27 protein-coding genes are annotated in these 26,917 nt (G+C 60.4%); 14 read left to right on the top strand and 13 right to left on the bottom strand.

The window, feature by feature from the left end:
• Positions 1-18: 18 nt before the first annotated feature.
• Both FBZ99_RS10465 and FBZ99_RS10460 read left to right on the top strand, forming a co-directional pair.
• A complete protein-coding gene (locus FBZ99_RS10465; protein WP_145632968.1) occupies positions 19-1,656 on the top strand; it encodes a cisplatin damage response ATP-dependent DNA ligase in 1,638 nt (545 codons plus the stop codon).
• Between the two features lie 95 nt (positions 1,657-1,751).
• Positions 1,752-2,732 (top strand): alpha/beta hydrolase family protein, encoded by a 981-nt coding sequence (locus FBZ99_RS10460; protein WP_145632965.1) that lies wholly within the window; start codon positions 1,752-1,754, stop codon positions 2,730-2,732.
• Positions 2,733-2,789: 57 nt separating this feature from the next.
• Here the strand turns inward: FBZ99_RS10460 and scpA are convergent, their stop codons facing one another.
• Together scpA and FBZ99_RS10450 are read right to left on the bottom strand one after the other, a co-directional pair.
• Positions 2,790-4,922 (bottom strand): methylmalonyl-CoA mutase, encoded by a 2,133-nt coding sequence (scpA, locus tag FBZ99_RS10455; RefSeq protein WP_145632960.1) that lies wholly within the window; start codon positions 4,920-4,922, stop codon positions 2,790-2,792.
• Between the two features lie 253 nt (positions 4,923-5,175).
• Positions 5,176-6,525: a methylmalonyl-CoA mutase family protein gene (locus FBZ99_RS10450; RefSeq protein WP_145632957.1), complete on the bottom strand. Its 1,350-nt coding sequence runs from the start codon at positions 6,523-6,525 to the stop codon at positions 5,176-5,178.
• Between the two features lie 171 nt (positions 6,526-6,696).
• Between FBZ99_RS10450 and FBZ99_RS10445 the strand changes: the two genes are divergently transcribed.
• From FBZ99_RS10445 to FBZ99_RS10425, 5 genes are all read left to right on the top strand, one after another.
• Positions 6,697-7,500: a L,D-transpeptidase gene (locus FBZ99_RS10445; protein ID WP_113353981.1), complete on the top strand. Its 804-nt coding sequence runs from the start codon at positions 6,697-6,699 to the stop codon at positions 7,498-7,500.
• A 161-nt stretch (positions 7,501-7,661) separates the two neighbouring features.
• Positions 7,662-8,393 carry a L,D-transpeptidase family protein gene (locus tag FBZ99_RS10440; protein WP_113331882.1) on the top strand — a complete coding sequence of 244 codons (732 nt, stop codon included), beginning with the start codon at positions 7,662-7,664 and terminating at the stop codon, positions 8,391-8,393.
• Between the two features lie 273 nt (positions 8,394-8,666).
• Positions 8,667-9,089 carry an organic hydroperoxide resistance protein gene (locus FBZ99_RS10435; protein WP_069613858.1) on the top strand — a complete coding sequence of 141 codons (423 nt, stop codon included), beginning with the start codon at positions 8,667-8,669 and terminating at the stop codon, positions 9,087-9,089.
• Positions 9,090-9,221: 132 nt separating this feature from the next.
• Positions 9,222-9,605, top strand: coding sequence for an MbcA/ParS/Xre antitoxin family protein (locus FBZ99_RS10430; protein WP_113353982.1), 384 nt, complete (start codon positions 9,222-9,224; stop codon positions 9,603-9,605).
• A complete protein-coding gene (locus FBZ99_RS10425; protein ID WP_113331880.1) occupies positions 9,565-10,335 on the top strand; it encodes an RES family NAD+ phosphorylase in 771 nt (256 codons plus the stop codon). The genes FBZ99_RS10430 and FBZ99_RS10425 overlap by 41 nt, the downstream gene beginning before the upstream one ends.
• Here the strand turns inward: FBZ99_RS10425 and FBZ99_RS10420 are convergent.
• Entirely contained in the window at positions 10,322-10,768 is a 447-nt protein-coding gene (locus tag FBZ99_RS10420; protein ID WP_145632954.1) for a MarR family winged helix-turn-helix transcriptional regulator, read from the bottom strand. The genes FBZ99_RS10425 and FBZ99_RS10420 overlap by 14 nt on opposite strands.
• A gap of 71 nt (positions 10,769-10,839) precedes the next feature.
• Here FBZ99_RS10420 and FBZ99_RS10415 point away from each other — a divergent pair, with 71 nt between their 5' ends.
• Entirely contained in the window at positions 10,840-11,565 is a 726-nt protein-coding gene (locus FBZ99_RS10415) for a DUF899 domain-containing protein (RefSeq protein WP_145632951.1), read from the top strand.
• A 219-nt stretch (positions 11,566-11,784) separates the two neighbouring features.
• The gene (locus FBZ99_RS10410) at positions 11,785-12,561 is read left to right on the top strand and encodes a VOC family protein (RefSeq protein ID WP_113331877.1); all 777 of its coding nucleotides are present in this window, start codon (positions 11,785-11,787) and stop codon (positions 12,559-12,561) included.
• 159 nt (positions 12,562-12,720) lie between these two features.
• Here FBZ99_RS10410 and FBZ99_RS10405 read toward each other — a convergent pair whose 3' ends face one another.
• A complete protein-coding gene (locus FBZ99_RS10405) occupies positions 12,721-14,232 on the bottom strand; it encodes a helicase HerA-like C-terminal domain-containing protein (RefSeq protein ID WP_145632948.1) in 1,512 nt (503 codons plus the stop codon).
• A gap of 431 nt (positions 14,233-14,663) precedes the next feature.
• Here FBZ99_RS10405 and FBZ99_RS10400 point away from each other — a divergent pair, with 431 nt between their 5' ends.
• Positions 14,664-15,059, top strand: a complete 396-nt coding sequence (locus tag FBZ99_RS10400) for a hypothetical protein (protein ID WP_113353985.1) — start codon at positions 14,664-14,666, stop codon at positions 15,057-15,059.
• A 315-nt stretch (positions 15,060-15,374) separates the two neighbouring features.
• Positions 15,375-15,701, top strand: coding sequence for a hypothetical protein (locus FBZ99_RS10395; protein ID WP_246661097.1), 327 nt, complete (start codon positions 15,375-15,377; stop codon positions 15,699-15,701).
• A gap of 51 nt (positions 15,702-15,752) precedes the next feature.
• Here the strand turns inward: FBZ99_RS10395 and zwf are convergent, their stop codons facing one another.
• The 3 genes from zwf to FBZ99_RS10380 form a co-directional block, all read right to left on the bottom strand.
• Positions 15,753-17,273: a glucose-6-phosphate dehydrogenase gene (zwf, locus tag FBZ99_RS10390; RefSeq protein ID WP_113330750.1), complete on the bottom strand. Its 1,521-nt coding sequence runs from the start codon at positions 17,271-17,273 to the stop codon at positions 15,753-15,755.
• A gap of 172 nt (positions 17,274-17,445) precedes the next feature.
• Positions 17,446-18,216 carry a trans-aconitate 2-methyltransferase gene (gene tam / locus FBZ99_RS10385; RefSeq protein ID WP_145632945.1) on the bottom strand — a complete coding sequence of 257 codons (771 nt, stop codon included), beginning with the start codon at positions 18,214-18,216 and terminating at the stop codon, positions 17,446-17,448.
• A gap of 56 nt (positions 18,217-18,272) precedes the next feature.
• The gene (locus tag FBZ99_RS10380) at positions 18,273-19,313 is read right to left on the bottom strand and encodes a zinc-dependent alcohol dehydrogenase family protein (RefSeq protein WP_145632942.1); all 1,041 of its coding nucleotides are present in this window, start codon (positions 19,311-19,313) and stop codon (positions 18,273-18,275) included.
• A 307-nt stretch (positions 19,314-19,620) separates the two neighbouring features.
• On the opposite strand from FBZ99_RS10380, the gene FBZ99_RS10370 reads away from it, so the two are divergent.
• A complete protein-coding gene (locus FBZ99_RS10370; protein ID WP_113330753.1) occupies positions 19,621-20,508 on the top strand; it encodes a branched-chain amino acid aminotransferase in 888 nt (295 codons plus the stop codon).
• Positions 20,509-20,551: 43 nt separating this feature from the next.
• On the opposite strand, the gene FBZ99_RS10365 is transcribed toward FBZ99_RS10370, so the two are convergent.
• Positions 20,552-21,235 carry a glutathione S-transferase N-terminal domain-containing protein gene (locus FBZ99_RS10365; RefSeq protein WP_113353990.1) on the bottom strand — a complete coding sequence of 228 codons (684 nt, stop codon included), beginning with the start codon at positions 21,233-21,235 and terminating at the stop codon, positions 20,552-20,554.
• 116 nt (positions 21,236-21,351) lie between these two features.
• Between FBZ99_RS10365 and FBZ99_RS10360 the strand changes: the two genes are divergently transcribed.
• Positions 21,352-21,963 carry a TetR/AcrR family transcriptional regulator gene (locus tag FBZ99_RS10360; RefSeq protein WP_113353991.1) on the top strand — a complete coding sequence of 204 codons (612 nt, stop codon included), beginning with the start codon at positions 21,352-21,354 and terminating at the stop codon, positions 21,961-21,963.
• Between the two features lie 14 nt (positions 21,964-21,977).
• Here the strand turns inward: FBZ99_RS10360 and FBZ99_RS10355 are convergent, their stop codons facing one another.
• The 4 genes from FBZ99_RS10355 to FBZ99_RS10340 form a co-directional block, all read right to left on the bottom strand.
• Positions 21,978-22,517: a GNAT family N-acetyltransferase gene (locus FBZ99_RS10355; protein WP_113353992.1), complete on the bottom strand. Its 540-nt coding sequence runs from the start codon at positions 22,515-22,517 to the stop codon at positions 21,978-21,980.
• 133 nt (positions 22,518-22,650) lie between these two features.
• The gene (locus FBZ99_RS10350; RefSeq protein WP_113353993.1) at positions 22,651-23,880 is read right to left on the bottom strand and encodes an MFS transporter; all 1,230 of its coding nucleotides are present in this window, start codon (positions 23,878-23,880) and stop codon (positions 22,651-22,653) included.
• Positions 23,877-24,563 (bottom strand): YbhB/YbcL family Raf kinase inhibitor-like protein, encoded by a 687-nt coding sequence (locus tag FBZ99_RS10345; RefSeq protein ID WP_113330758.1) that lies wholly within the window; start codon positions 24,561-24,563, stop codon positions 23,877-23,879. The genes FBZ99_RS10350 and FBZ99_RS10345 overlap by 4 nt, the downstream gene beginning before the upstream one ends.
• Positions 24,564-24,669: 106 nt before the next feature.
• Positions 24,670-25,485, bottom strand: a complete 816-nt coding sequence (locus tag FBZ99_RS10340) for a helix-turn-helix domain-containing protein (protein WP_145632936.1) — start codon at positions 25,483-25,485, stop codon at positions 24,670-24,672.
• Between the two features lie 179 nt (positions 25,486-25,664).
• Between FBZ99_RS10340 and FBZ99_RS10335 the strand changes: the two genes are divergently transcribed.
• Entirely contained in the window at positions 25,665-26,009 is a 345-nt protein-coding gene (locus tag FBZ99_RS10335; RefSeq protein WP_113390341.1) for a nuclear transport factor 2 family protein, read from the top strand.
• A 4-nt stretch (positions 26,010-26,013) separates the two neighbouring features.
• Here FBZ99_RS10335 and FBZ99_RS10330 read toward each other — a convergent pair whose 3' ends face one another.
• Positions 26,014-26,670 carry an aspartate/glutamate racemase family protein gene (locus tag FBZ99_RS10330; RefSeq protein WP_246661095.1) on the bottom strand — a complete coding sequence of 219 codons (657 nt, stop codon included), beginning with the start codon at positions 26,668-26,670 and terminating at the stop codon, positions 26,014-26,016.
• Positions 26,671-26,917: the final 247 nt, after the last annotated feature.

Raw genomic sequence — 26,917 nt, 5'->3', positions numbered from 1 at the left:
AGAGAAGGAGGTGCTCAGATGAAAGCCTTTGCCGACCTCCTCGACCGCCTGGTGCTGACGCCGAGCCGCAACGGCAAGCTGAAGCTGCTGACCGATTATTTCCGCGATACGCCCGATCCGGACCGCGGCTATGGTCTGGCCGCCATTGCCGGCACGCTCGAGGTGCGCAACGTCAAGCCCGCCATGCTGCGCGAGCTCGTTCTCGAGCGTATGGACGAGGTGCTGTTCCGCTATTCCTACGATTATGTCGGCGATCTTGCCGAAACGATCTCGCTGGTCTGGGACAAGGAGAGCGATATCGAGCGTCCTGCCGGCGAGCAGCCGAAGCTCGGTGAGGTTATCAGGCGCATGAATGCACTTGGGCGGACCGAGGTGCGCAGCTTCGTGCGTGATCTGCTGGACCGGCTGGATACATCGGGCCGCTTTGCCTTCCTGAAGCTTGCGACCGGCGCCATGCGCATCGGTGTTTCGGCTCGCCTCGCCAAGCAGGCGCTGGCCGAGCTGAGCGGCAAGGATGTGACAGAAATCGAAACGCTGTGGCATGGCCTGCAACCGCCCTATGAAAGCCTGTTCCGCTGGCTGGAAGGCAAGGCGGAGAAACCGGTATTGGCAACACCGGCGATCTTTCATTCCGTCATGCTCGCCAATCCCGTCGAGCCGGGTGATCTTGAGGGCCTCGACCCCCGCGATTTCGCCGCCGAATGGAAGTGGGATGGCATCCGCGTCCAGCTTTCGCGCTCCGGGGAGACGAGCAAGCTCTATTCGCGCTCCGGCGATGACATATCCGGCGCCTTTCCAGACGTTGTGGACGCCATGAATTTCGAGGGCGTCATGGACGGTGAGCTGCTGGTTGGCGGCACTGTTCGCTCCAACAGCCCGACACGCAGCTTCTCCGATCTGCAGCAGCGCCTCAACCGCAAGACCGTGACGGCAAAGATGCTGGACGAGTTTCCGGCCTTCATCCGCGCCTATGATCTTCTTTTTGACGGCGCGGAGGACGTGCGCGCCCGCGGGTTCCTCGATCGGCGGGAGCGGCTGACGGAGATTATCGATGCCGCGCCCCACGACCGCTTTGATCTGTCGCCGCTCGTCGATTTCTCTTCCTGGGAGGAGCTCGACCGCCTGCGCTCCTCGCCGCCCGATCCGGTGATCGAAGGCGTGATGATCAAGCGCAGGGACAGCGCCTATCTCGCAGGCCGCGCCAAAGGGCCCTGGTTCAAGTGGAAGCGCGATCCCTATAATGTCGATGCGGTGCTGATGTATGCCCAGCGCGGCCACGGCAAGCGCTCCAGTTACTATTCCGATTTCACCTTCGGCGTCTGGGCGACGACTCCGGAGGGCGAGCAGCTCGTGCCTGTCGGCAAGGCCTATTTCGGCTTTACCGATGCGGAGCTTGAAGTGCTCGACAAGTTCGTGCGCAACAATACCGTCGACCGTTTCGGTCCCGTGCGCGCCGTACGTGCCGATCGCGATTTCGGTTTCGTGCTCGAGGTCGCTTTCGAGGGCATCAACCGCTCGACCCGCCATAAATCGGGTGTCGCCATGCGCTTTCCACGCATTGCCCGACTGCGGCCCGACAAACCGCCCTACGAGGCCGACAGGCTGGAAACTTTGATCGCGATGATTGACGCCAAGGCTCCGGTTGTCGATGAATAGGCGAGGGCGATTCCTCACCACAAAGTGAGTTGGCCTAGCCTTCCAACCCGTGCAGATTTGATCTGCGCCGGGATATTTCGACAGAGCTCACGACCATGTCCGACGACCACGCATTTCGTCCCAATCGCCGCAGCCTTCTAGCCGGTATTGCCTTCACGCTCTTTGCGCCCAACATCGTCAGAGCTGCCGATGACAGTACGACTGCAAACAAGCCTGCCGAGAACAAGAGTGTCGCCACACGGAGCGACGAGAAGGCCGAGGATGCGCCGCCGCTGCTTTCGGGCGACTATGCCAAGGAGCGCCATCTGTTTCGCACTGATCTCGTGAGCAAGGGACCTGCTCCCGATATCTACGAACCGCTGGTGACGCCATCGACCGCCGAACGGCTTTTCTATCGCAGCGGCGTCGGCGAGGAGCTGGAGCTCGTCGCCTGGGTTTCCCGCTACACGCGTTCGGAGAAACCGAAGCCGGCCGTATTGTTCCTGCATGGTGGCAACGCCATCGGCCAGGGACATTGGCAGCTGATGAAGCCCTATGTCGAGGCCGGCTACGTCGTCATGATCCCTTCCATGCGCGGCGAAAACGGCCAGAAGGGCAATTTTTCCGGCTTTTACGACGAAGTTGCCGATGTGCTGGCCGCGTCCAACCGGCTGCGGCATCTGCCTGGTGTCGATCCGCATCGTATGTTCCTGGCTGGCCACAGCATCGGCGGTACGCTCGCCATGCTCGCCGCCATGTCGACGAAGCGCTTCCGTGCGGTCGCGCCGATATCCGGCAACCCCGACGCTTACGCCTTCTTCAGCCGTTACCCGCAGGACATCCGCTTCAACACCAGGAACCCGCGTGAATACCAGATGCGCTCGCCGCTCTGCTACGCGCACAGCTTCAAAAGCCCGATAAAGCTGTTTCACGGAACCGAAGAGGCACATTTCGACTCGCGCCTGTCGCTGCTCTCCAAACGGGCAACGGCCGCCGGCGTGAAGATCGAAATGGCGACGGTGCCGGGCAGCCACAATTCGGCTTTGCCGGGCGAAATCGCTCAAAGTATCGAGTTCTTCAAGAGCGTGGCTGTCTGAACCAGCGCCCGCAAGAGCGGCACGGGAGATAATCCGAACCGCTCTGCGAGTCGATGCTTACGCCATCAGCTTCTCGATCAGCGCCGTTGCCGCTTCCGCAATCACCGTGCCGGGCGGGAAGATTGCGTCCGCACCGGCCGCTTCCAGCGCCGCGAAATCCTGTGGCGGGATGACGCCGCCGACGGCGATCAGCACATTGCCAGCATGACGGCGCGCAAGCGCTTCCTTCAGTTCCGGCACCAGCGTCAGATGGCCGGCGGCAAGCGATGAAGCGCCGAGGATGTCGACGCCTTCGCGAACGGCGACTTCGGCCACTTCTTCCGGAGTCTGGAACATGGCGCCGACGACGACATCGAAGCCGAGATCGGCAAAGGCCGTCGCAATCACCTTCTGTCCGCGATCATGGCCGTCCTGGCCCATTTTGGCAATCAGGATGCGCGGCTTTTCGCCCCGCGCCCTGCGGAAGGCTTCGACTTTGGCGACGGCCTTGTTGAAGGTGGGGTCGGCATCCCCGACTTCCTTGCGGTACACACCCGAGATGGTCCTGATCTCCGCAACATGCCGGCCATAGGCTTTTTCCAGAGCCAGCGAGATTTCGCCGACCGTCGCTCTCGCCCTTGCCGCCTTGACGGCAAAATCGAGTAGGTTGCCGGTGCCGTTGCGCGCGGCATCCGTCAGGGCGTCGAGGGCGGCTTCCACCGCCGCCGTTTCGCGCGTGCCCTTCAGCTGCTGCAGCTTGGAAAGCTGCCTTGCCCGCACCTCGGAATTCTCGACCCTCAGGACATCGACTTCGATATCCTTTTCCGGCTTGGAAAAATTGACGCCGACGACGGTCTGGTGGCCGCTGTCGATGCGCGCCTGCGTGCGTGCGGCCGCCTCTTCGATGCGAAGCTTGGGGATGCCTTTCTCGATCGCCTTCGCCATGCCGCCGAGCGCCTCTACCTCCTCGATATGGGCAAGGGCGCGGGCCGCAAGATCGTAGGTCAGCCGTTCGACATAGGCCGAGCCGCCCCAGGGGTCGATGATCCCTGTCGTGCCGGATTCCTTCTGCAGCAGGATTTGCGTGTTGCGCGCAATGCGGGCGGAATGGTCGGTCGGCAGCGCCAGCGCTTCGTCGAAGGAATTGGTGTGCAGCGACTGGGTATGTCCCTGCGTTGCCGCCATCGCCTCGACCATGGTGCGGATGATGTTGTTCATCGGATCCTGCGCCGTCAGCGACCAGCCGGAGGTCTGGCTGTGGGTCCTGAGTGCCAGGGATTTCTGGTCTTTCGGTGCGAAATTCTTCTGCATCAGCGCGGCCCAGATCAGCCGTCCCGCGCGCATCTTGGCAACCTCCATGAAAAAGTTCATGCCGACGGCCCAGAAGAAGGAGAGGCGAGGGGCGAAGCTGTCTATATCGAGCCCGGCTGCCACGCCTGCCCGCGCATATTCGATGCCGTCGGCGATCGTGTAGGCGAGCTCCAGATCCGCCGTCGCGCCGGCCTCCTGCATGTGGTAGCCGGAGATCGAGATGGAGTTGAACTTCGGCATCCGCTGGCTGGTATAGCTGAAAATGTCCGAGACGATGCGCATCGAGGGCTGCGGCGGATAAATGTAGGTGTTGCGAACCATGAACTCCTTGAGAATGTCGTTCTGGATCGTGCCCGACAGCTTGTCCTCGGAAACGCCCTGTTCCTCCGCCGCGACGATATAGAGCGCCATGACCGGCAGCACAGCGCCGTTCATGGTCATCGATACGCTCATCTCGTCAAGCGGAATGCCGTCGAAGAGCTGGCGCATATCGAGGATGGAATCGATCGCCACCCCCGCCATGCCGACATCGCCGGCCACTCGCGGATGATCGCTGTCATAGCCGCGGTGAGTGGCAAGATCGAAGGCGACGGAGAGGCCCTTCTGGCCGGCGGCAAGATTGCGGCGATAGAAGGCGTTGGACTCCTCGGCAGTGGAGAAGCCGGCATATTGGCGGATGGTCCAGGGCTGCTGGACATACATTGTGGGGTAGGGGCCACGCACGAACGGCGCAGCACCGGGATAGGTATCCAAAAACTTCAGGCGGGCGAGGTCGCTTTCGCCATAGCTGCGCTTGACGCTGATGCCTTCGGGAGTTTCCCAGGCTGGGGCGCCGATTGTTGGCGTCGTTGCCTGCGGCTTGGCCCAGGGGATGGTGGCGAAGTCGGGGATATTGGTCATGGAGCCGATGCCTCCGTGGATGTGGAGATTGCGGTACCCCCCTCTGTCGCTTTCGCGACATCTCCCCCACAGGGGGGGAGATTGGAAACTGGTGGAGTCTTTCTGCCCCAAATAGATACCGCATCTGCGGCAGCATAGGTTGTCATTCTCGCTGGGGTTAAATTCTGGCACGGAACGATCTCCCCCCTTGTGGGGGAGATGTCACGAAGTGACAGAGGGGGGTGCCCAATCTCCTCGAACCCGATGTCCATCCTCATGCCTCCACCCCCTCATCCAATCGTATCGGCACCAACCCCATCCCGCCAACAATCGGACCCAAAGGCCCCAAAACCCTCACCGGCCGCTCGGTCTTCATGGCAAACAGCGTCGTCCCCACGATCGGCCTTGCGGCACGGCTCTCACGCGCCTCTGCGATCATCGCCGCCAGCTCGCCGCTGGAGATGACCTTCGCCAATCCTCCCTTGCCTTCAATCCCGGTGAAAATCTCCCATGCTCGCTCGGCCAGCGCATCGGTCAGTGCCTCGATGCCGCCTGCTCCGGCAGCTGGATCGGCGACATGATCGAGGTGGCTTTCGGCGATCAGAATCGTCTGCGTGTTGCGCGCTAGGCGCCGCGCCAGCGGATCAGGAATGCCGTGCGTCAGGCTGTGCGGCAGAACACCGATCTCGTCGGCGCCGCCAACGCCGGCTGAAAAGACCGCGATCGTGTTGCGCAGGATGTTCGTCTCCGGATCGAGGCGGGTCAGCATGCGATAGCTGGTCTCAGCAAAGAGATGTGCCGGTCGTGGGTCGGTAACGCCGCAGGCCTCGGCGATCCGGGTGAAGATCAGCCGCGCGGCGCGCATCTTCGCGGTTGTGATGAACTGATTCTGATCGGCCGAAAGGCAGAGGCTGATTGCCGCAAGCGCTGCTTCCGGTGACAGTCCCGCCTCCTCAAGCAGTCGTAAATGGCCGACGAGGCTTGCCGCCATCACCGCCAGTTCCTGCGCCTCGGTCCCGCCGGCATTATGCACGGCACGGCCGTCCGCATTGACGATCGTACCAACCGACTTCAACTCTTTGAAGTATTTGATGTCGCTGGTAAAATTGGCGAAATGCACGGCTGTCAAGAAAGCGTCGAGTCCAAGGTGCAATCTTTGGGCACCACCATCCACAATTGAGGCTGCTACCGTTTTCGCGACGCTGGAAGAAAAGCCATCGAGGCGCAGAGTTGCAGTCTTGGCGGATGCTGCTGCCAGCACTTCGGAAAAGTTTGGCGACTGAGCATCCATGCCGATGCCGAAGGCCGAAGCGGAATTGTTGGAAACGAGGCTGATACCGCTTGCTCCATTGGCAAGATCGTCGCCGAGCTGCACCATTGCCCGCTCGGTGTCCGGATCGTCCATGCGCTGCATCACCGTCCATGGCAACTCGGCCCGCTGACGAAATAGCGGCTTGCCGTCGCGCCGTCGCTGGTAAAGCGGCTCTATCGCGATGCCGTCATCGGTTCGCGAGACCAGTGCTTCCTGGAAATTCTTGCCTTTCAGCGCCCGTTCCACCAGCTTCAGCCAAGTCTTTTGGTCGGTCTGGCCGAAGATGCCCGGGTCGAGACTGTCGATATTCATGCGCTCCTCCGTACTGCATTGGTCTAGCCCATGATGTCGCAAGGGAAAACAGGAGTTTGGCCGATCGGTGCAATATCTTCGTTGGAACCGTCTGGCGATCGACGCCAGCCTCGCTCCAGCCGCGGCAGTCATTATGCGGCCGATCCGATGTGTCCCAACTGGTTTCCGATAATGGCCGACCTGCTGCCCGTTTCCCGTCATCTGTTTGCCGCTGCCGCACTGACGACATTGTCCGCCTGCAGCATCATTCCCGATACGGGCGCCACCGATCCGGATCGCTTCGTGCAGGAGACGACGCCCGTCTTCTATCGTCCGGAGGGGATCGAGCCGAACAGGGTAAGGCGCCTGCCGGTGCAGCCCGTGCCGCAATCGCGCGATCTCTTCCGCACCCAATTCCACCAGACCTATGGCCTGCCGACCTTCAATCCAGTGCACCAGGCCATGTATGCGCAGCGCAGTGAAGACGACTTCACGTTGCCGGCCATCCCCTACAAGCGCATCGATCCGCGCTTCCTGCGCCAGGAGGTGGATTACCAGACCAGGGAACGCCCCGGCACCATTGTTGTCGATACGCGCGACCACTTCCTCTATTTCATCGAACCGGGCGGCAAGGCGATGCGCTATGGCGTCGGCCTCGGCGCGGCAGGATATGCCTGGCACGGCAGGGGCCTGATCCAATGGAAGCAGAAATGGCCGCGATGGACCCCGCCCGCAGAAATGGTCGCGCGCGACCCGCAGATGAGGCCGCTATCGGCCGAGCGCGGCGGCATGAATCCCGGGCCGACCAATCCGCTCGGCGCGCGTGCGCTCTATATCTATCAGAACGGCCGGGATACGCTTTATCGAGTTCACGGCACGCCGGATTGGCAGTCGATCGGCAAGGCTGCATCTTCCGGATGTGTTCGCATGCTCAACCAGGACGTGATAGATCTTTACAACCGGGTGCCCGATAAGGCGGAAATCGTCGTTCTGTAGCGGTATTTTACCACAAATTTTCGTGATGTTGCATAAGTGCGATAGTCGGGGTGGTTTGCGCTCTTTAGTTTTGCGTCTGTCTCTGCGAACCTCTCGGGGAGCCGAATCAGCCTGTTGGTACGGGTTTTCGCTTCCTCCACAAAAGGAACTATGCTGTCGACATGAGCCTTCCTTCATCCCTATCGCGACGTAACTTCCTCGCTCTGGCGGGTCTCGGCGCCGTTTCGACGCTTGCCAGCTGCGCCTCCACCATCGATAACGGCCCCGTCGTCAGCCCGGTTCAATATACCGGCTCCCCGCGGCCGTTCCGAACCTGGTTCTCCAGCTATGATGGCGAGCAGCCTGATCCGGCCGTAATCTATGCCTCCGTCGAGGATGGCGGCTTCATCATTCCGGCGGTTCCCTACCAGCAGATCGATCCCCGCTTCTATCGTCAACGGGTGATCGACCCAACAGGCGAGGCACCCGGCAGCGTGGTCGTCAATACAACCCAGCGCATGCTCTATGTGACCGAGCAGGGCGGAACGGCGATGCGCTATGGCATCGGCGTCGGCCGCGAAGGATTTGCCTGGCAGGGCCGAGGCGTCATCCAGTGGCGCAAGAAATGGCCGCGCTGGAATCCGCCGGATGAAATGGTCGCCCGCCAGCCGGAACTCGTGAAATATTCCATCGCCAATGGTGGCATGGACCCGGGTCTGAAGAACCCGCTGGGAGCACGTGCTCTCTATATCTTCGAGGACAAGCAGGACTCGCTCTATCGCCTGCACGGCAATCCCGACTGGCGCTCGATCGGCAAGGCTGTGTCCTCCGGCTGCGTCCGTCTGCTCAACCAGGATGTCATCGATCTCTATGATCGCGTTCCCGAGCGCGCGCCGATCCTGGTCACGGCCTGATACCGCATCATTGAAAAAGGGGCGCCGCTGGCGCCCTTTTTGTTTGCGGTCCTGACCGGAAGTACCCGGAAGCCGATCTCAAACGATTGTCAGATTGATTTTCGACTGCCGGCGCTGGTCGCGCTGATTGGCTCTCCGCCATATCGCAGTCGTCACTATCCTCGTATTGACGGCCTTATCGCAATTCACTTTCTCAAAACCATTGCGAAATATATGTTGCGCGCGATTAAATCGTGATGTATATAAAATCCATCCAACCGAAGGAGACATGACATGCCTATTCTTTATACGACCAAAGCTTCCGCCACCGGTGGCCGCGCCGGCCATGCAGTTTCCGAAAATGGCGTCCTCGACGTCACGCTGACCGTACCGAAGGAGCTCGGTGGCGATGGCGCTACCGGCACCAATCCGGAGCAGCTCTTTGCAGCCGGCTATTCCGCCTGCTTCCTGGGCGCTTTGAAATTTGTCGCAGGCCAGCAGAAGGTCAAGATTCCGGAAGACGCCAAGGTCACGGCGACTGTCGGGATTGGTCCTCGCGCGGATGGCACCGGTTTCGGCATCGAAGTTTCGTTGGCTGTCCACATTCCCGGCATGGACAAGGCCGAGGCTGAAAAGCTCGCCGCTGCCGCCCATATCGTATGCCCCTACAGCCATGCCATGCGCACCTCGACCGAAGTGCCGGTTGCTGTTGTCTGACGGGAAACGCGCCGCCGGTCGATTGAGGACCGGATATGTGGGAATATATTGAAAAGGAGCGGCAGTTTTATCTGTCGCTCCTTTTCTTTTGCAAGAAAAATGCTATATCTTTTCTTAGGAAAGGAAGTAGCCATGATAAAAGCCCAGGTAATAGGCCAGCCGATGCCCGGTGAAGCGCTGGTCATCACCAAGGCCGTCGTCAATGCCGCCGAGAGGCTGGGATTGAACGCCCGCATCCTTGCGGCCATCATCGGCGTGTCGGAGGCGACGGTATCGCGCATGAAGCGGCAGGATCATCTGCTGGAGCGCGATAGCAAGCCTTTCGAACTTGCCGTGCTTTTCGTTCGTCTCTTCCGTTCGCTCGATGCCATCGTCGGCGGCGACGAGGCTGTGGCGCGGCAATGGCTGCGTAACGGCAATATCGCCTTTGGCGCAGCGCCGATCGACAAGATCATCTCGATTTCCGGTTTGACCGATGTCCTTGCCTATCTGGACGCCCGCCGCGCTCTCGTCTGAGGCAAAGGTCATCTCCGGCCAATATTGGCGGCTGGTGGAATCGCAGCATCAGGTCTCGACGCTGAAGCTTGTCGATACGCTGGAGGAGCAAGCGCTTCTCGAAAGCGTGCTCGAGGAAACCAAGCCGGCGCTGCCGCCGGAATGCGCAGGGCTGGATTATCTGCTCGCCACACCCTTCCGTTACGGAGCGATCTATCCCCACGGTTCCCGTTTCAGACGCGCCGGCCGCACGCTCGGCGTTTTCTACGCCTCGGAGCAGGTGGAGACGGCGCTGGCTGAAATGAGCTTCTATCGGCTGCTCTTCTTCCGTGATTCCCCTGACACGCCGTTGCCTGCCAATGCCGCAGAATATACAGCCTTTTCTGCTGCGATTGCAACGAAGGCTGGGATCGATCTGACAGTGCCTCCCTTGGATCGCGATCGGCAATTGTGGACAGATCCGGTCAACTACGAAGCCTGCCAATCGCTTGCCGAGGCGGCGCGAGCCGGCGGTATCGAGGCGATCCTCTATCGTTCCGTCCGGGATCCCCGCGGAGGCATGAACATCGCGCTGCTCACGGCCAGGGCCTTCTCCGCCCGCGAACCCGTCGAACGCCAGACCTGGCGCATCCGGCTGTCTCGCGTCGGCGTGCAGGCGCTGTGCGAATTCCCACGGCGCCGCATCGGCTTCGAAAGGCAGGATTTCGAGGGCGATCCGCGATTGTCTGAACCGCAATTCAGAGCAGAATAGCGAGATCGCTACGCAGGCGGTCGCCATTGCCGTCGGGCAGCCGCTCTTCGAGGGCGGCATGTGTCGTCTTCCAGATCGGCACGGCGGCGGCGAGCGCCGCCTTTCCCGATGGCGTGAGGCTGAGCAGGCGGGCGCGGCGATCTTTTGGATTGGGCACGATGCTCACCCATCCCCGCCGTTCCAGTGGCTTTAAGGCCGCCGTCAGCGTCGTCTGGTCTATTGCCAGGAGCGCTGTGACCGATCCCATGGATGCCGCCGCCGGCCTGTTCAGAGACATCATCAGGGAGAACTGGCCGTTGGTGAGTCCGAATGGCCGCAGTGCCTCGTCAAAACGGCGGGCCAGCGCGCGCGCCGCGCGTTGAACATGCAGGCACAGGCAGGTATCGCGGACTAACAGCGTGGTTTCAAAGGGGATTTGGACTGCGTTTGACATGATTCATTAATATTGATATCAATATATTTGTCAAGATTTGGAAATGAAAACGCCGGAGGAGGGCGCGGACAATGAACCAGGTCGTTTCCAGAGAAGTGTGGCTCGAGGCCCGCCGTCAACTGCTTGCCAAGGAAAAGGAAGCTACGCATCTTCGCGATCGCGTCAATGCGGAACGCCTAGCCTTGCCCTGGGTAAAGGTCGATAAGGATTATGTTTTCGACACGCCGGCCGGCAAGAGGACGCTTGCCGATCTCTTCGACGGCCGCAGCCAGCTGATCATCTATCATTTCATGCTCGGCCCGGATTGGGATGCCGGATGCACCGGTTGCTCCTTCCTCGCCGATCATTTCGATGGAACGCTTCCGCATCTCAATCATCACGATGTCACGCTGGTCGCAGTGTCGCGCGCGCCGATCGAAAAGATAGAGGCCTATAAGAAGCGCATGGGCTGGAAATTCCCCTGGGTGTCGTCCTTCTCCAACGATTTCAATTTCGACTATCACGTCTCTTTCACCAAAGAGCAGCTCGCCGGTGAAAAGGTGTTCTATAATTTCAATGATATGGACGCCGCCAACGGCAACGACGAGTTGCCTGGACTCAGCGCCTTCTACAAGGATGAAGCCGGCAATATCTTCCACACCTATTCCAGCTATGCCCGCGGCGGCGAGGAAATGATCGGCACGCTGATGATCCTCGACAACGCACCGAAGGGCCGAAATGAAGGCCACACCATGGATTTCGTGCGCCGACATGACGAATATCAGGAGGCGGAGAAGGCGGGCTCCTGCTGCCATTGAGGGCGTGGCGAGACCGCCAAATTCATGCCATGCGGCACAAGGGGTCGAATTATTACGCCTTGCGCCTAGTTAAGACCTGGAGCCTGCTCGCCGGGGAACGACGGATCAACCGATTGACCATCGTTCGGCCGTCACTTTCATCGGCCATGATGTGCTTGCGCCGACATCAGGCTCAGGATGAGACGGATGACCGCAACAATCACAATAGGGAGCGATGTTATGGCTGAGAAGGGATATTTTGTCTGGTACGAGCTGATGACGACAGACATGAAAGCGGCGGAAGCCTTCTATACCAAGGTCGTCGGCTGGGATGCGGCGGATGCCGGCATGCCTGATGTCGGCATGGACTATACGCTGTTCAGCGCCGGTGCAGGCCCTGTTGCCGGTTTGATGATCCTGCCTGACGAGGCGAAGGCCATGGGCACGCCGCCCTGCTGGACCGGCTATATCGGCGTTCCCAATGTCGATGAAGCCACCAAGACCGTTGTCGCCAAGGGCGGCAAGACCTATCGCGAGCCCACGGATATTCCAGGCGTCGGCCGGTTCTCCGTCGTCTCCGATCCCTATGGCGCTGCATTCTGCCTGTTCACCCCGCTGCCGGGCCAGGATTGGGAGCCGCCTGCGCCTGCGACACCGGGCTATTTCGGCTGGCACGAACTCTATTCCAACGACGGCCCGAAGGCCTTCGATTTCTATAGCGAGATGTTCGGCTGGGAACTGAGCTCCGATTTCGACATGGGGCCGATGGGTAAATACAAGATCTTCAAGATCGGCGATCGCGACTTCGGCGGCATCATGACCAAGCCGGCGGAAATGCCGATGGCGGCCTGGAATTTCTACATCAACGTTCCGGCGATCGACGCCGCGATCGCCCGCATCACGGAGGGCGGCGGCAGGATCGCCAACGGCCCGATGGAAGTGCCCGGCGGCAGCTGGATCGTCCAGGCAACCGATCCGCAAGGCGCATTCTTCTCGCTGGTCGCACCGGTGCGCTGATCTTCACCTTCTCCCTTGAGGGAAGTAACACCTCCCTTTGATGGGGGAGGTCGCCGCAAAGCGGCGGGTGGGGGTGATAGTCGGAACCGGAAAGGTCTCCGCGGATCACCCCACCCCAGAGCTTCGCTCCGACCCTCCCCCTCCAGGGAGGGTAATCTTCTATCGCTTCAGGCTGCCAAGAATACCGCGCACCAGCGCCCGCCCGACTTGCGTTGCCACCGTGCGCGCCATGCTTTTCATCGTCGCTTCCAGGATCGTCTCGCGCTGATAGCCCGAACGGCGACCGGCTGGCTTACTGCTGTCGCCACCGAACCCCGGCAAGGTCCAGCCATCGCCGGCACTGTCGTTCTGCGGTACGGCCGCCTTGCGCGCACGCTCCGTCAGGATCTCGTAAGCGGATTCGCGGTCGATCGTCTGGTCATAGACGCCTGCAACCGGACTGCCGTTGATGATGGCTTGACGCTCGCCATCCGTGACGGGGCCGATACGGCCGGATGGTGGGCGGATCAGTGTGCGCTCGACGACGGACGGTGCACCCTTGCCCTCCAGCATCGACACGAGCGCCTCGCCGGTACCGAGGGTCGTGATGACGGTAGCGCAATCGAAGGCCGGATTGGGCCGGAATGTCGAGGCCGCCGTCTGCACGGCCTTCTGTTCGCGCGGCGTATAGGCGCGAAGCGCATGCTGCACGCGATTGCCAAGCTGTGCCAGCACCGTTTCCGGCACGTCGAGCGGGTTCTGCGTCACGAAATAGACGCCGACGCCCTTTGAGCGGATCAGTCGCACCACTTGCTCCACGCGTTCGATCAGCACCTTCGGCGCGTCGTTGAAAAGCAGGTGCGCCTCATCGAAGAAGAAGACCAGCTTCGGCTTGTCCGGATCGCCGACTTCGGGCAGTTCCTCGAATAGCTCGGAGAGCAGCCACAGCAAGAAGGTGGCATAGAGCCGCGGGTTCATCATCAGCTTGTCAGCCGCAAGCACCGAGACCTGCCCGTAGCCGTCATTGCTGACCCGCATGATGTCGGAGATTTTCAGCGCCGGCTCGCCGAAGAAGTTTTCCGCGCCCTGCTGCTCCAGCACGAGCATTGCGCGCTGGATCGAGCCGACTGACGATTTCGAGATCAGGCCGTATTTCGTGGAGAGCTCGCTGGCGTTTTCGCCCATATAGTTCAGCAGCGCCTGCAGGTCCTTGAGGTCGAGCAGTGCCAGGCCGTTCTCATCGGCGACCTTGAAGGCAATGTTGAGCACGCCCTCCTGCGCCTCGGACGCATCCATCAAGCGCGCCAGCAGCAGCGGTCCCATCTCGGCGATGGTAGTGCGCACGCGGTGGCCCTTTTCGCCATAGAGGTCCCAGAAGATCACCGGGAACTGGTCGAACTCATAGGGCGACAGGCCGATTTCCTCCGCGCGCTTCAGCAGGAAGTCCTTCGGCTCGCCCTTGGCGGCGATGCCTGAAAGATCGCCCTTGATGTCGGCACAGAAGACGGGCACGCCGGCCTTGGAAAATCCTTCCGCCAGAACCTGCAGCGTCACGGTCTTGCCGGTGCCGGTGGCACCTGTGACGAGGCCGTGACGGTTGCCGAATTTCAGCGTCAGGAACTCGTCCTTGTTGATGCTGTCATCCGGATTGCGGCTCGCGCCGACGAAAATCTGTCCATCCTGCTGCGGCATGGTGTCGTCTCCCTTAAAGCACTTCCAGCAAAAGTGCGAAGCGGTTTTGCGTCCGGAACTGCGTAAAAACAAAAAAGATAGAACGTTTTCGCGATTCGAAGAAAAGCGGAAATGCTCCAGAGCATGCTGCCGAAAAATGTCACCGGTTTTCAGACGACATCATGCTCTACCTATATGATTCTAGAACCGGATGATTTCGGATCGATTGGATCCGAAATCATCCGGTTCTAGGGCGGCGGCACAGCAGCTTCAGAAAGCTGCAAGGGCCATTCATCGATTTGTCCTGACACTGTTATAAGAACTCGCGTGAAGAGGGACAACCATTCGCGTCGAGGTTCCGCTTCTGGTAGAATGATAGCCGCCGGGGCGTCTTGTGCCGGTTGCCGCATTCAGTTACGTTGACGTTAACGTTATAAAGGCAGGAGGCCACAGTGAACGAAGTTATTGATCAGATCGCGACCAAAGCCGGCATCGCTCCCGACCTCGCGGAAAAGGCCGTCGGCATGATTCTCGGCTTCCTGCAGCGCGAAGCTCCGGATGGCCCCGTCACCAAAATGATCGAATCTATTCCCGGCGCCACCGATCTCGTTGCACAATATAATGGCGAGGAAACGGGCGGCGGCGGCCTGCTCGGCGGCTTGCTTAGCGCAGTCGGCGGTGGCGGCGGCCTGATGGCGCTCGGCCAGCAGCTGATGAGCAGCGGTCTCAGCATGGGTGAAATCGGCTCGCTCGCCAAGGAAACGATTGCAACCGCTCGCCAGCATGCCGGCGACGAGGTGGTCGACCAGGTCGTCAATTCCGTCCCGGGCCTGCACCAGTTCATTTGAGGCTGAAGAAGCGTTCTCCTGATGACGAGAGAGCCGACTGGCCGATAGCCATCGGTTTCATCCGTTGACTTCATGGGTACGTTCCGCAGTTTAAGTATTGATTACTTCGATCTCGGCCTTCGCCCTTGGGCGAGGGCCGTCGTTTTTGAGGAGGCAGATTCGATGGACTGTAAGGCATGACGATTTGCCAGCTAATATAGTCGCTGGGGCATTGCTCGCTCAAATGTATATACGTCGCCAACCCGAAGCGGGCTTGCAACTCATGCGCGCACATTATAATCGATATCAAAGTTCTTCTCGGGGTAAAAGTATAAGATGAAACGGTTTTTTGCAGTATTTGCACTTATTGGATTGGCTGGTTGCCAAGGTGGCGTTTCAAGCTATTTCCCAGGCTCAAAAGTGGTCAAAATTGATGGCGTTGAATATTCAGTGAGGCCGCTTTCGAGCAAGAACTCCTGGCAAGCGGGCCTGAATCACCCTACCGGAGCATCGCTGCTTGTTATTGATCCGACCATCTACGCTGGCAACGTGAAAGCAATGGAAGCGGCGACTGGTTGTGCCGTCCTTAGAGAGACGGTTCAAAATTCGGACAATTTCACCATCGCCGCAGTGGATTGTTCAAAATCGACGGCGAAGAACTGATAAGGTTGCGGCTGTATAGGCCGATATCCATGGACACCGGCCCTTTCAACTTCAAACCTTTCTGCCCTTCGGCGTCCCATCGATCTCATGCCATTTGCGGCCGTCGCGTTCGATGAGTTCGTCGGCGCAGGCCGGGCCTGTGCTGCCGGGGGCGTAAGGATCGGGTTTGCCGCCCTCTGCCCAGAGGTCGAGGAAGGGCTGCACGGCGGCCCAGCCGGCTTCGATGCCGTCGGCGCGCTGGAAGAGCGTCTGGTCGCCGACGAAGAGTTCGTAGAACAGGCTTTCGTAGCCGGTCTGCTTGCCGATGTCGAAACTGTCGGCATAGCGGAAATCGAGTGAAACCGGCGCGGTTTTCAGCACCAGCCCCGGCGATTTGATCGAGATTTCCATATCGAGGCCTTCGTCGGGCTGCACCTGGATGATGAGCCTGTTCGGCGGCAGCTCGGGGCGAGATTCGTGGCGCGGGAACTGCGCGAAAGGCACCGGCCGGAAGGTGATGACCACTTCCGTATCCCGCGCCTTCATCGCCTTGCCCGTTCGCAGGTAGAAGGGCACGCCCGCCCAGCGCCATGTATCGACTAGGAGTTTCAGTGCCACGAAGGTTTCGGTGTTGCTGTCGGGGGCCACATCGGGTGTCTGGGTAAAGGCCGGCAGATCCCTACCGGCAATCGGGCCGGCCGTATAGGCGCCGCGCACGCCGTTCTTGATTGCCTCCTCCCGCGAATAGACGCGCAGGGCTTTCAGCACCTTGCCCTTTTCATTACGGATGGATTCGGCATCGAAGCTGTTCGGCGGTTCCATCGCCACCATCGCCAGCAGCTGGAAAAGATGGTTCGGCACCATGTCGCGAAGCGCGCCGGTCGCATCGTAGAATTTACCGCGCGTGCCGACATCCACAAGCTCTGCCGCCGTGATCTGCACGTGGTCGATATAGTTGTTGTTCCACAGCGCCTCGATCATCATGTTGGCGAAGCGCGTCGTCATGATGTTCTGCACCGTTTCCTTGCCGAGGAAATGGTCGATGCGATAGATCTGGCTTTCGGACACATGGTTCAGCAGCCGCGCATTCAAAGCCTGTGCCGAGGCAAGATCGTGACCGAAGGGCTTTTCGATCGCGATGCGGCGGAAGGCGCCGGTCGCCTCGTTCATCAGCCCGTTTTCGGAGAGTTTCTCGGCGATATCGCCGAAGAAGCGCGGCGGCACGGCGAAATAGAAGGCTGCATTGGCGGTCGGCGCATGCGAGAGATAATCCGAAATCTCCTTGTAGACGCCGTTCTGGGTGAAATCGCCAGAGATGTAGCTAATGCGCTTGCGCAGGCTCTGCCATGCGGCCTGCCGCTCCGGATCGTCCATATCGCCGGAGGTCTTCAGAAATGATTCCAGCCGATCCAGCAGCATGTCGACGCCGCCGGTCTCGATGCCGATGCCGAGAATATGCAGGTCTTCGCCGACAAGCCCGCTGCGGGTCATGTTGATCAGCGTTGGGATCAGCAGGCGCCGCGTAAGGTCGCCGGCAGCACCGAAGATCACGAATGTCAGCGGCGGAGCCGGTGCGACGTCGGGGGTGGTCATGCGCGCATCTCCTTCTGGCGGCCATATTCGGGGCTTCTGGACGACATCGACTATCTCCTCGGAGCTATTGCTGTTTCAGCTTTGGCTTGTCGTGTTCTAGCGCGGGCCGATGCCGGTTGTCGATGGGATCGACGCACCGCCGTCAGTCAGCATTTCGCGGCTGATAAATATCCTATTTCTTCACCGCGACCAGGAAGAGCCGCGGAAAGCGCAACAGCACCTTGCCGTCGACAAGCGGCGGATAGGCATGCTCGATATGCTTCAGATATTCGGCGGCAAAGGCATCGCGATGCTCGTCGCCGGCATAGTCGAGATAGGGGCGCAAGCCCGTGCCCTTCACCCATTCGACAATGGCTGCCGCGTTTTCCAGCACGTGGTTATAGTTCGTGTGCCAGATCTCGACGCGAGCCGACTTGCCGATTAGCCTGTTGTAATAGACCGAGGGCGCGGGCAGGGGATTGCGGCGTACGCTCTTCTTCGCAAAGGCCTCGCTCCACGGGCCGCTCTTGGCCGTCTCCTCCATCATCAGATGGCTGGGCTCCGTCAGATTGTCGGGCATCTGCACGGCAAGCACGCCGCCAGGCTTCAGACCGTCCATCAGATGATCGAGAATATCGAGATGATCGGGCAGCCATTGGAAGACCGCGTTCGCAAAGAGCAGATCAACCGGCTCCTCCGGCCGCCATCTGGCGAGATCCGCCTTGACGAAGCTCGTACCGGGCATGCGCTTGCGGGCGGCCTCCAGCATGTTGTCGTCGCTGTCGAGGCCGGAAACGCCGGCGGCGCCATAACGCTCCACGATCAGCTCGGTCGAATTGCCAGGGCCGCAACCGAGGTCGATCGCTCGCTCGACATGCTGCAGCGGCACCTGCGCCAAGAGGTCGCGCGCCGGACGCGTGCGTTCATCCTCGAATTTCACATATTGGCCAGCAGACCATGCCATGGGCATACCCTCTTCCTGGATTGCCGTTTTCCCGATGCGCATAGCACCGGGATGTATCAGAACCGTGTAATGACGCTGATGCCCTTGCCCTCGGCCTTATCAAGCGTCATCAGCGCCGGAACGGCGTCTTCCAGGCTGATCCTGCGGCCAATGAGCTTCTGCGGCGCGATCTTGCCGGCGGCGAGCATGTCGAGCATGGCATCGTAGCGCCAGGCCTGCATGCCGTGGCTGCCGTAGATCTCGAGTTCATGGCCGATGACTTGCGCCATCGGGATCTGCGGAGTCGCATAGTCACCGAGCATGAGGCCGACCTGCACATGCCGGCCGCGCCGTCTCAGGTTCTTGATGGAGTTGAAGCAGGTGGCAGGGTGGCCGAGCGCGTCGATCGAGATATGGGCGCCGCCCTTGGTGATCTCGCGCACCGCCTCCGCCACATCAGCGACCTCAGCCGCATTGATCGTCGCGACCGCGCCGCATTCGCGGGCAAAGGCGAGCTTTTCGTCGGAAATGTCGACGGCGATGGCATTGGCGCCGAGCGCGCTGGCGATCATGATCGCCGACAGCCCGACGCCGCCGCAGCCATGGACAGCGATCCATTCGCCGGGGCGCGTCTTGGCCTGATCGGCAACGGCACGGAAGGAGGTGGCGAAACGGCAGCCGAGGCTTGCCGCCGTCGCGTCATCGACAGATTCTGGCAGGTGCACGAGATTGGTGTCGGCATAGTCGATTGCGACATATTCGGCAAAGGAACCCCAATGGGTGAAGCCTGGCTGGAACTGGCTCGGGCAGACCTGCTGGTTTCCGGAGTGACACTCGGCGCAATGGCCACAGCCGGAGACAAAAGGAACGGTGACGCGATCGCCGACCTTGAAACGGACGACGCCGCGCCCGGTTGCCACGACCTTGCCGGCGAGCTCGTGGCCCGGCACGTGCGGCAGCTTGATATCTGGATCATGACCCATCCAGCCATGCCAGTCGCTGCGGCAAAGGCCGGTTGCGCCGACGGCGATGACCACGCCATCTTCACCGGGTGTCGGGTCGGGCAGGGTGCGGATTTCGGGTGTTGCCTCGAAGGCCTCGTAATACATCGCTTTCATGGGAGTTCTCCCTCTCTCCTGACGATCCCTATGGTTCATCACTTTTGCTGATGGACCCATTCGTCAAGTTGTTGTTTCGACGCATGAAAATTGCGTTATGAATGCGATATCAAGCGCTTTGTTGCAAATGGATTTTGCCGCGCAGTTTCTGCTTGACCCTTGGGTTGCACGGTTATTTGCTCTCCGCCACCCGGAGCAATTCCAGCAAAAGTACGAAGCCGTTTTGCGCCCGGAATTGCGAGAAAACAAAAAGGTAGAGCGGTTCAGAGATCCCGTGAGCTGAACTGTTTTAGGAGAGGAACCCCCCATGTCCGTCGATACGTCACCCCGCACCGCCACCTGGACCTATGTCGAAGGAGAATGGCTTTCCGGCAATCCGCCGCTGATCGGGCCGACCTCGCACGCCATGTGGCTCGGCTCGACCGTGTTCGATGGCGCCCGCTGGTTCGATGGCATCGCGCCCGATCTCGATCTCCATTGCCAGCGCATCAATCGCTCGGCCGTAGCCATGGGGCTGAAGCCGGTCAAGACCTCGCAGGAGATCGAAGCGCTCGCCTGGGAAGGCATCAAAAGATTCGACGGCAAGACGCCGATCTACATCAAGCCCATGTATTGGGGTGAGCACGGCTCGCCGGGCAGCGTCGTCGCCGTCGATGCGGAATCGACGCGCTTCGCCCTCTGCCTGTTCGAGGCGCCGCTCGGCGGCACCGGCGGCATCACGCTGACTGTCTCGCCCTTCCGCCGTCCGTCGCCGGAAACGGCGATGACCGACGCCAAGGCCGGCTCGCTCTATCCGAATAGCGGCCGCATGATCCTGGAGGCGAGGGGTCGCGGCTTCAACAATGCGCTGGTGCGCGACATGAACGGCAATGTCGTCGAAACGGCATCGTCCAACGTCTTCATGGTCAAGGATGGTATCGTCTATACGCCGGTTGCCAACCGCACCTTCCTTGCTGGCATCACCCGCGCCCGCGTCATCAGCCTGCTACGCCAGGAGGGCTTCGATGTGCGCGAGGAAACTCTGTCCGTCGAACAGTTCATGACGGCCGATGAGATCTTCACGACCGGCAACTATTCCAAGGTCGTCAGCGTCAACCGCCTGGACGACCGCGAATTTCAGGAGGGGCCGGTCGCCCGCAAGGCGCTGGAACTCTATATGGATTGGGCACACGGCCGTAGCGCCAGCGAGGAATAAACCCTTCTGGCAAGGAGAAGGGCATGCAGAAGAGTGCGGCCGTTCATGGCCGCACGGGTGTTCCTACACGACCTGCCGAAGCAAGGTAGGATCGCGGCGCGAAGAAAACGCCATCAGTCTCGAAAGCCTCAAGGTCTTCGGCGTGGAGCGCGTGGCGGACGCTCGGTCTTGCGCTGACGCGAGCCATGAATTCCTGTAACGCTGGCCTCCGTGCGATGTCGATCTTGATCCACGGCGACCAGTTCAAGCAGACGAAGAGATAGGCGTCGGCGACCGTGAAATCGTCACCGGTCAGATAGGGGCCGACGAGCTGGCTGTTTAGCCAATCAAGTCGCTTGCATACCAGTTCATGAATGCCGGCATGAGCACCTTCATAAGCGGCGTTGAAGAGCATCGCCATTGGCTTGTGAAGTTCGGCAGTGATGAAATTCAGATAGGATTGAACCTGGCTTCTGGCATAGGTTCCGGCCTCCGGCAGGAGGCGCGATCCCTCCGGTGAACACTCCGCGAGGAATTGCACAATGGCAGGACCTTCGGTCAGCACTCTCCCATCATCGAGCATCAATGCCGGCACGTAGCCATTCCCGTTGATGGCAAAGTAGTCCTCGCCCGAACTCGTCCGATGAGTCTTTCGATCAACTTCGACCAGTTCAACATCCAGCCCCAACTCCCGACAAACGATGTGCGGCGACAAAGAGCAAGCGGCGGCGTGCATGTAGAGTTTCATGGGTCTCTCTCCTTTTCGATGCAGGCGCGAGGTATGGCGTCGGCATCCATTGAATATTTGTACCATTTCGCATAAAATGCATCCGGTCAAGATTTTTGTGCGAAGTAGTATAAAATATGAAGAGCGAGAAGAAGCAGGGCCGTCCACGCGCTTTTGACGCGAAAGCTGTCATTGGGCAGGCACGGGAGGTTTTCTGGGACAGAGGATTCTCGGCGGCCTCATTGGATAATTTGAGCGCTGCGACGAAACTCAATCGGCCGAGCCTCTACGGAGCATTCGGGGACAAGGAGGACCTCTATCTTGACACCTTGGAAGGTTATCGCGAGGACAGTCTCGATATATTGTCTGAGGCGCTCAACCCGGCCCTCACGCTGCGGGAGAATCTCGCGCGCATCTATGCCGAGGCTCTGAAAATATACCTGCATGGCGAGACCGCGGCGCGTGGCTGCTTCCTGATCAGCACGGCCACGGCAGAGGCTATTCAGCATGATCGAGTACGGGAGGTATTGCGCCGCAGCTTGAATGAATTCGACGATGCGATCAAGGAACGCATGGAGCTTGCGGTTGAGCGGGGCGAGCTTCCGGCTGAAGCGGATGCTGCAACTCTCGCAAAGCTGGCATCCGCTGTCATGCATTCGCTTGCCGTTCGAGCGCGTGCAGGCGATAAGCGCGAAACGCTGGAGGCGATAGCGCGTTCTGGGGTCGATTTTATCTGCGGTCGGCCTTGACGCGAGGCATGGGGTCACTGCCTCGTAAGCTCAGCCTCGAAGGTGGCTCTCGTCACGCTGTACGAAGCAAAGGGCTCATCGTGATAGGTGGTCTGGCGCGGCTGCGACAGACCGAGCTTTTGCGCAACGCGGACGGACGCCGCATTTCCAGGGGCGATATCGGCAATCACGCGATCGAGTTCGAGTGTCTGGAAGGCATGGGCGAGAACCGGCCTTGCCGCCTCCGTCGCATAACCCTTGCCCCAGGCACGCCTGTTCAGCCGCCATCCGATCTCGATATCAGGCCCGACGGCGTCGGCGGGTATCAGCAATATCCAGCCGAGGAATTGCTTAGGCCTTTCTTTGGCGCGGATTGACCAATATCCGAGACCATCACCGAAACTCGCCTCGATCCGACCTTTCACGAAGGTTCGATGTGCCACGGCATCGTGCCACGGGCCGGGAATGAAGCGCGTTACCTCTGGGTCGCGATCCATGGCGATGCAATCGTCAAGATCGGCCATGACGCGAGGCAGAAGGATCAGTCTCTCGGTTTCGAAGCTTGGAAGCGCCATGGCGGATCTCCACAACTGTCAATCACGGGAGAATAGCAAAAGCACATTTGAGCTCAATCTGGCTCGGTCAGAATCGCGACGATCACGCGGCAATTCTGATCTTCAATGCCCGTGTTTGCAGGTAGCGGCTGAGTTATTCCGCTTCCTTCTTCGGGCTGACCCACCAGCAATAGGCAGCGCCGATCGCCAGCAGCACGCAGGTTCCGAGGAACACGGCGCGCATGCCGATATGGCCGCCGACGAAGCCGCCCAGGACTGGGCCTGCCACCTGGCCGACATATTGCGAGGAGATGGAGAGCCCGAGAATGCTGCCCGTCGCCGCATCGGGAACATTATGCCGGATAACGGCGGTGATGCAGGGCAGAAGGCCGCCGAGCGCCACGCCCATCAGGAAACGCAGGCCGATCAACTGCCAGGCCGAGCTCACGAAAGCCTGCGGTATCAGCAGCAGCGCCGCAACAGCAAGCGCCGCCATGATGACGCTCCAGTAGCCGATGCGGTCGGCTAGCTTGCCGAGCCAGGAGGACGACAGGATGCTGCCGAGCGCAGCGGCCGCCATGACGACGCCGGAGACCATCGTCACATTGGCGTCCGTTACGAACTGCGCGACATAGACTGTGATGATCGGCTCGATCGACATATTGGCGAGCATCAGCAAGAGGCCGAGCGACAGCATGGCGACGACGGGGCGTTTGTCCGGAATCGAGGCCCAGCTGCCGCTGGCCTTTGCAGCCTTCTTGCGCGCCGTGGATTTTTCCTCCTTGATCAGGAAGGTCGTCGCCAGGAACGTCAGGAAGATTACGCCGCCGGCCAGCAGGAAGGTGCCGCGGATGCCGATAACGGGCGGCAGCGCGCCGCCGATCAGTGGTCCGACGAGATTGCCGGCCATGATGCCCGCCGACAGCGTGCCCAACGCCCAGGCGGAGCGATGCTTCGGCGTTTGCGCTGCCACCAGCACCATCGAACCCGAGGCATAGCCACCGGCAAGGCCGGTGAAGAGGCGCAGCGCCACCAGCTGCCAGACATTGCCGGCCATGCCCATCAGCGAGATGGCGACCGTCATGCCAAGACTGGCGCGGATCAGCATCAGCTTGCGGCCGTATATATCGCCCAGCCGTCCCCAGAGCGGCGCGACGAAGGCGGCGGCAAAGAAGGTGGCGCCATAGGCGATACCGGACCATTGCACGATCGCGGCTTTGTCGCTGACGCCGAGTTCCTCGACATAAAGCGGCAGGAAGGGGAGCAGCAGCGTCATCGCCACGATCGTCGTGAACGAGCCGACGAGGCAGATGATCAGGTTCCGCATCCAATGGGCGGTTTCCGGCTCGGCCGGTGCTGCTGCATCCCATCTCGTCTCGGTCATTTCTCGGCCTTTGCATTCAATGTGTAAAACAGTTCCTTGCTGCCCGATGCCAGGATATGGCCTTTCGCGGCGGCAAGCAGATCGGCGCGGGTGAAGAGATCCGGCAGGTTCAGTCGGTCGACATCGAGCGCATAGACGGTGACGTGATAGCTGTGAATGCGCGCGTCATTCCAGGGTGGGCAGGCGCCCATATAACCGCCATGCGGCCCATCCTTCAAATTGCCGCCGCCGGCACCATTCTGGCCGCGGCGTCCATAGGCCGTGCGTTCGAGCGGCAGGCCATTGGCTGAAGGACCGTTTCCGTCCGCGCCTTCGGCAAGGCTGGTGCGCGACGCAGGAATATCGGCCAGCACCCAGTGAACGAATTCCATCCGCTTGAAATCCTTCGGGATGGTCTTGTCCGCCTTGTTGAACAGCGAGAAATCGGTGGGCACGTCAGGGTCGACCATCGTCAACGCATAGGATCGCGTGCCCTTCGGCCCTTTCGACCAGGAAACGGCAAGGCTCTTGTTGGGGCCGGGTGCCGACTTGTCTGAAGATGTCGAAATGCAGGAGGCGTTTTCCGGCAGCAGCGTCCGGTCATTGCTCTTTGGAAACGTCACCTTGAGATCGGCCGATAGGGCCGGGGTGGCGACAACTGCTGCGATGACGGTGGCGTTCAGAAGGTTGAGCATGGTTTTCATGATGTTGCCCTTTCGCGGTTCGCTCCTGTGAGCTTCGAGGGCAGGGTCTAACAAATTCGTGCCGAGCGTCGGCGCACGCAAACGCTCAAAATGCTGTCGCAAACGCTCACGCGCTGCGAAGTCGATCGGCAAAGCGTCGGGGCGAGCGATAGCCTGTCGCAAGCGCGGCTTCCCGCAGCGATAGCCCGTCCTCGGCGAGAAGGGTCGTGGCCAGCGCCACGCGCTCGCTTACCAGCACCTCTCGCAGGGAGGCGCCCTCGCGCGACAGGCGGCGGCGCAGCGTGGCGTTGCTGGTGCCGAGCTCGGCGGCGATGAGATCGGCTGTCCAAGCTCGATCCGGCTGCCAGCGCACCAGCGCCCGCACCGCCTCGGCTGTGGTCTCCGGCGAACCGGGCAGGGCACCGCGCATGCCGAGCACCATAAGGATTTCGAGAAGCCTGTGCTCGATCAGCGGGATCGGCATATTGCCGCCGGCGATGCCTTCGCCGGCATGGTTGATCGCGGCAGCCAGCAGCGGATCGAGCGGCAAGTCTATCTGCGATGCGGGCTGCGCAGGCGGAAAGGCTTTTGCTGCACGGCGTGTCAATTCCTCGGGGAAGGTGATGAAGATTGCCCGATAGAAGCCTGTCTGCGGATCGGGGTCGTTGACGACATCGCCGCTCCAGCCTGCCGGCAGCACGAGCACCGTACCGGCCGCAAAATGTCGCTGTCGTCCCATGCTGACGATTTCCTTGGAACCTTCGAGGATGGCGACGATTGAAACCTGTGAAAAGGCCGAGCCGGCAATGCGCTCGCGTTCGCGCGTGACGAAGGTGAAAAGTGTGGAATAGCTGCCGATGCCGGTCGGTTCGCCCGCCGGACGATTGTCCTTTGCCGCCAGGCGGCGCAGCTTTTCCAACATGGAGTGATGAGCCTCGGGCACTGCGATGGCTTTCTGCTGATTGGGAGTGCGGCAGAGTTTGGACCACACAGGCGGCAATGCCAAGTCTGCAAAGCGCCTTGTCGGTTCGCCCGACTGATATTATAAAACTGATTGCGTTACGCAATCAGTTAATGGTTGGCGGATCAAAAGCTGCGCTGATGCAAAGGAGGAAGCAGATTATGAACTCTCTCGAAAATGCCCGTTGCGATACGGTCAAACGGCTGTTTGCAGCCTATGTCGCTCAGCATCCCGATATCGTCGACCCGATGCTGACCCAGGATTTCACCTTTTCCAGCCCGCGCGACGATCACATCGACCGAAAACGCTATTTCGAGCACTGCTGGCCGAAGGAGAAGGTGTTCCGCGACATTCATATCGAACATCTGGTCGCGGATGGTGACGACGTGATCGTCGGCTATCGCGCCGAGAAGATGGATGGTGCCAGCTTTCGCAATGTGGAGCTCATCCGCTTTGCCGGCGACCGCATTGCTGAGGTCAACGTCTATTTCGGGCGCAACCTGTAACGCTTCAGCTATCCGTGGTCTTCGCCATTGCCGCGGCAAGTGCGGCCGCCGGACCGGTCATAGGTTGCGGGCAGTTTGCCGGAAGAAGATGAACAGCATCGGTCATCGAGGCTTGAGCGAAAGCGATCGTAACAGCGCCTTCGCCGCTGACCGCTTTCACCGCCTCGGCAATCGAGGTGAGATAGGCCCGGAGATCCCCCTCGCGGAAGTGCGCCCATGCGCCCGGCACCAGCCGAACCTCGATTTCAGCACCCGTCGCCTTAGCCGCTGTTTCGAAAAGTGCGGTCGTCGGGGCGATGGTCGTTTCGACGGTGCACAACACGATAACCTTGCCGCCTGCCTTGACCGCTTGCTCGGCCAGCATCGCATCGGCTCGGATGATCGGTGCCTCGGCACCGGCAGCGACCTTCAATGCTGCCGGACCGAGTGTCGAGCAATTGAGCACGACGGCATCGGCATCCTCTGCCAGATGCCAGAGGAGGGCCGCCGTTTCGGCAGAGATCTCATCCGTCAGGCGCCCCACTTTTTCGGCGGCAAGTAGAAGATCCGCGCGGATGTGATGACGCAGCATCCCCTCGGGCAATCCAAGTCCCTTCGCCGCCGTTTCATAGACGGCGATGTTGCTTTCGGCTGTGTGCAAACAGGCGATCGTCACCGACATTCCTCATCAGCGAATGAGCTCCGCAAACCTAGTCTCGGCAACCTGCCCTGTCGACATTTCGGTGCAGCAGTTCGCCCTGTATTCGGGCATCATCATATACAGCAAGGTTCATTTCTAAGTCTATGCTATATCTAATTCAAAAATAGGGCAATTTTTACTCCCGAGTGCAACTTTTTTGGCATGTCGCCGGTTGCCCTTCCAGGCGACCGCTCCTATGTTCCGGTTCACCTGCCGACGCAATTTTTTG

It is taken from the genome of Rhizobium sp. ERR 1071, assembly GCF_007828675.1.
Lineage (GTDB): Bacteria > Pseudomonadota > Alphaproteobacteria > Rhizobiales > Rhizobiaceae > Rhizobium > Rhizobium dioscoreae.
Note: the sequence above shows the minus strand (reverse complement) of the source record. Positions and strands in the feature narration are given on the sequence as shown.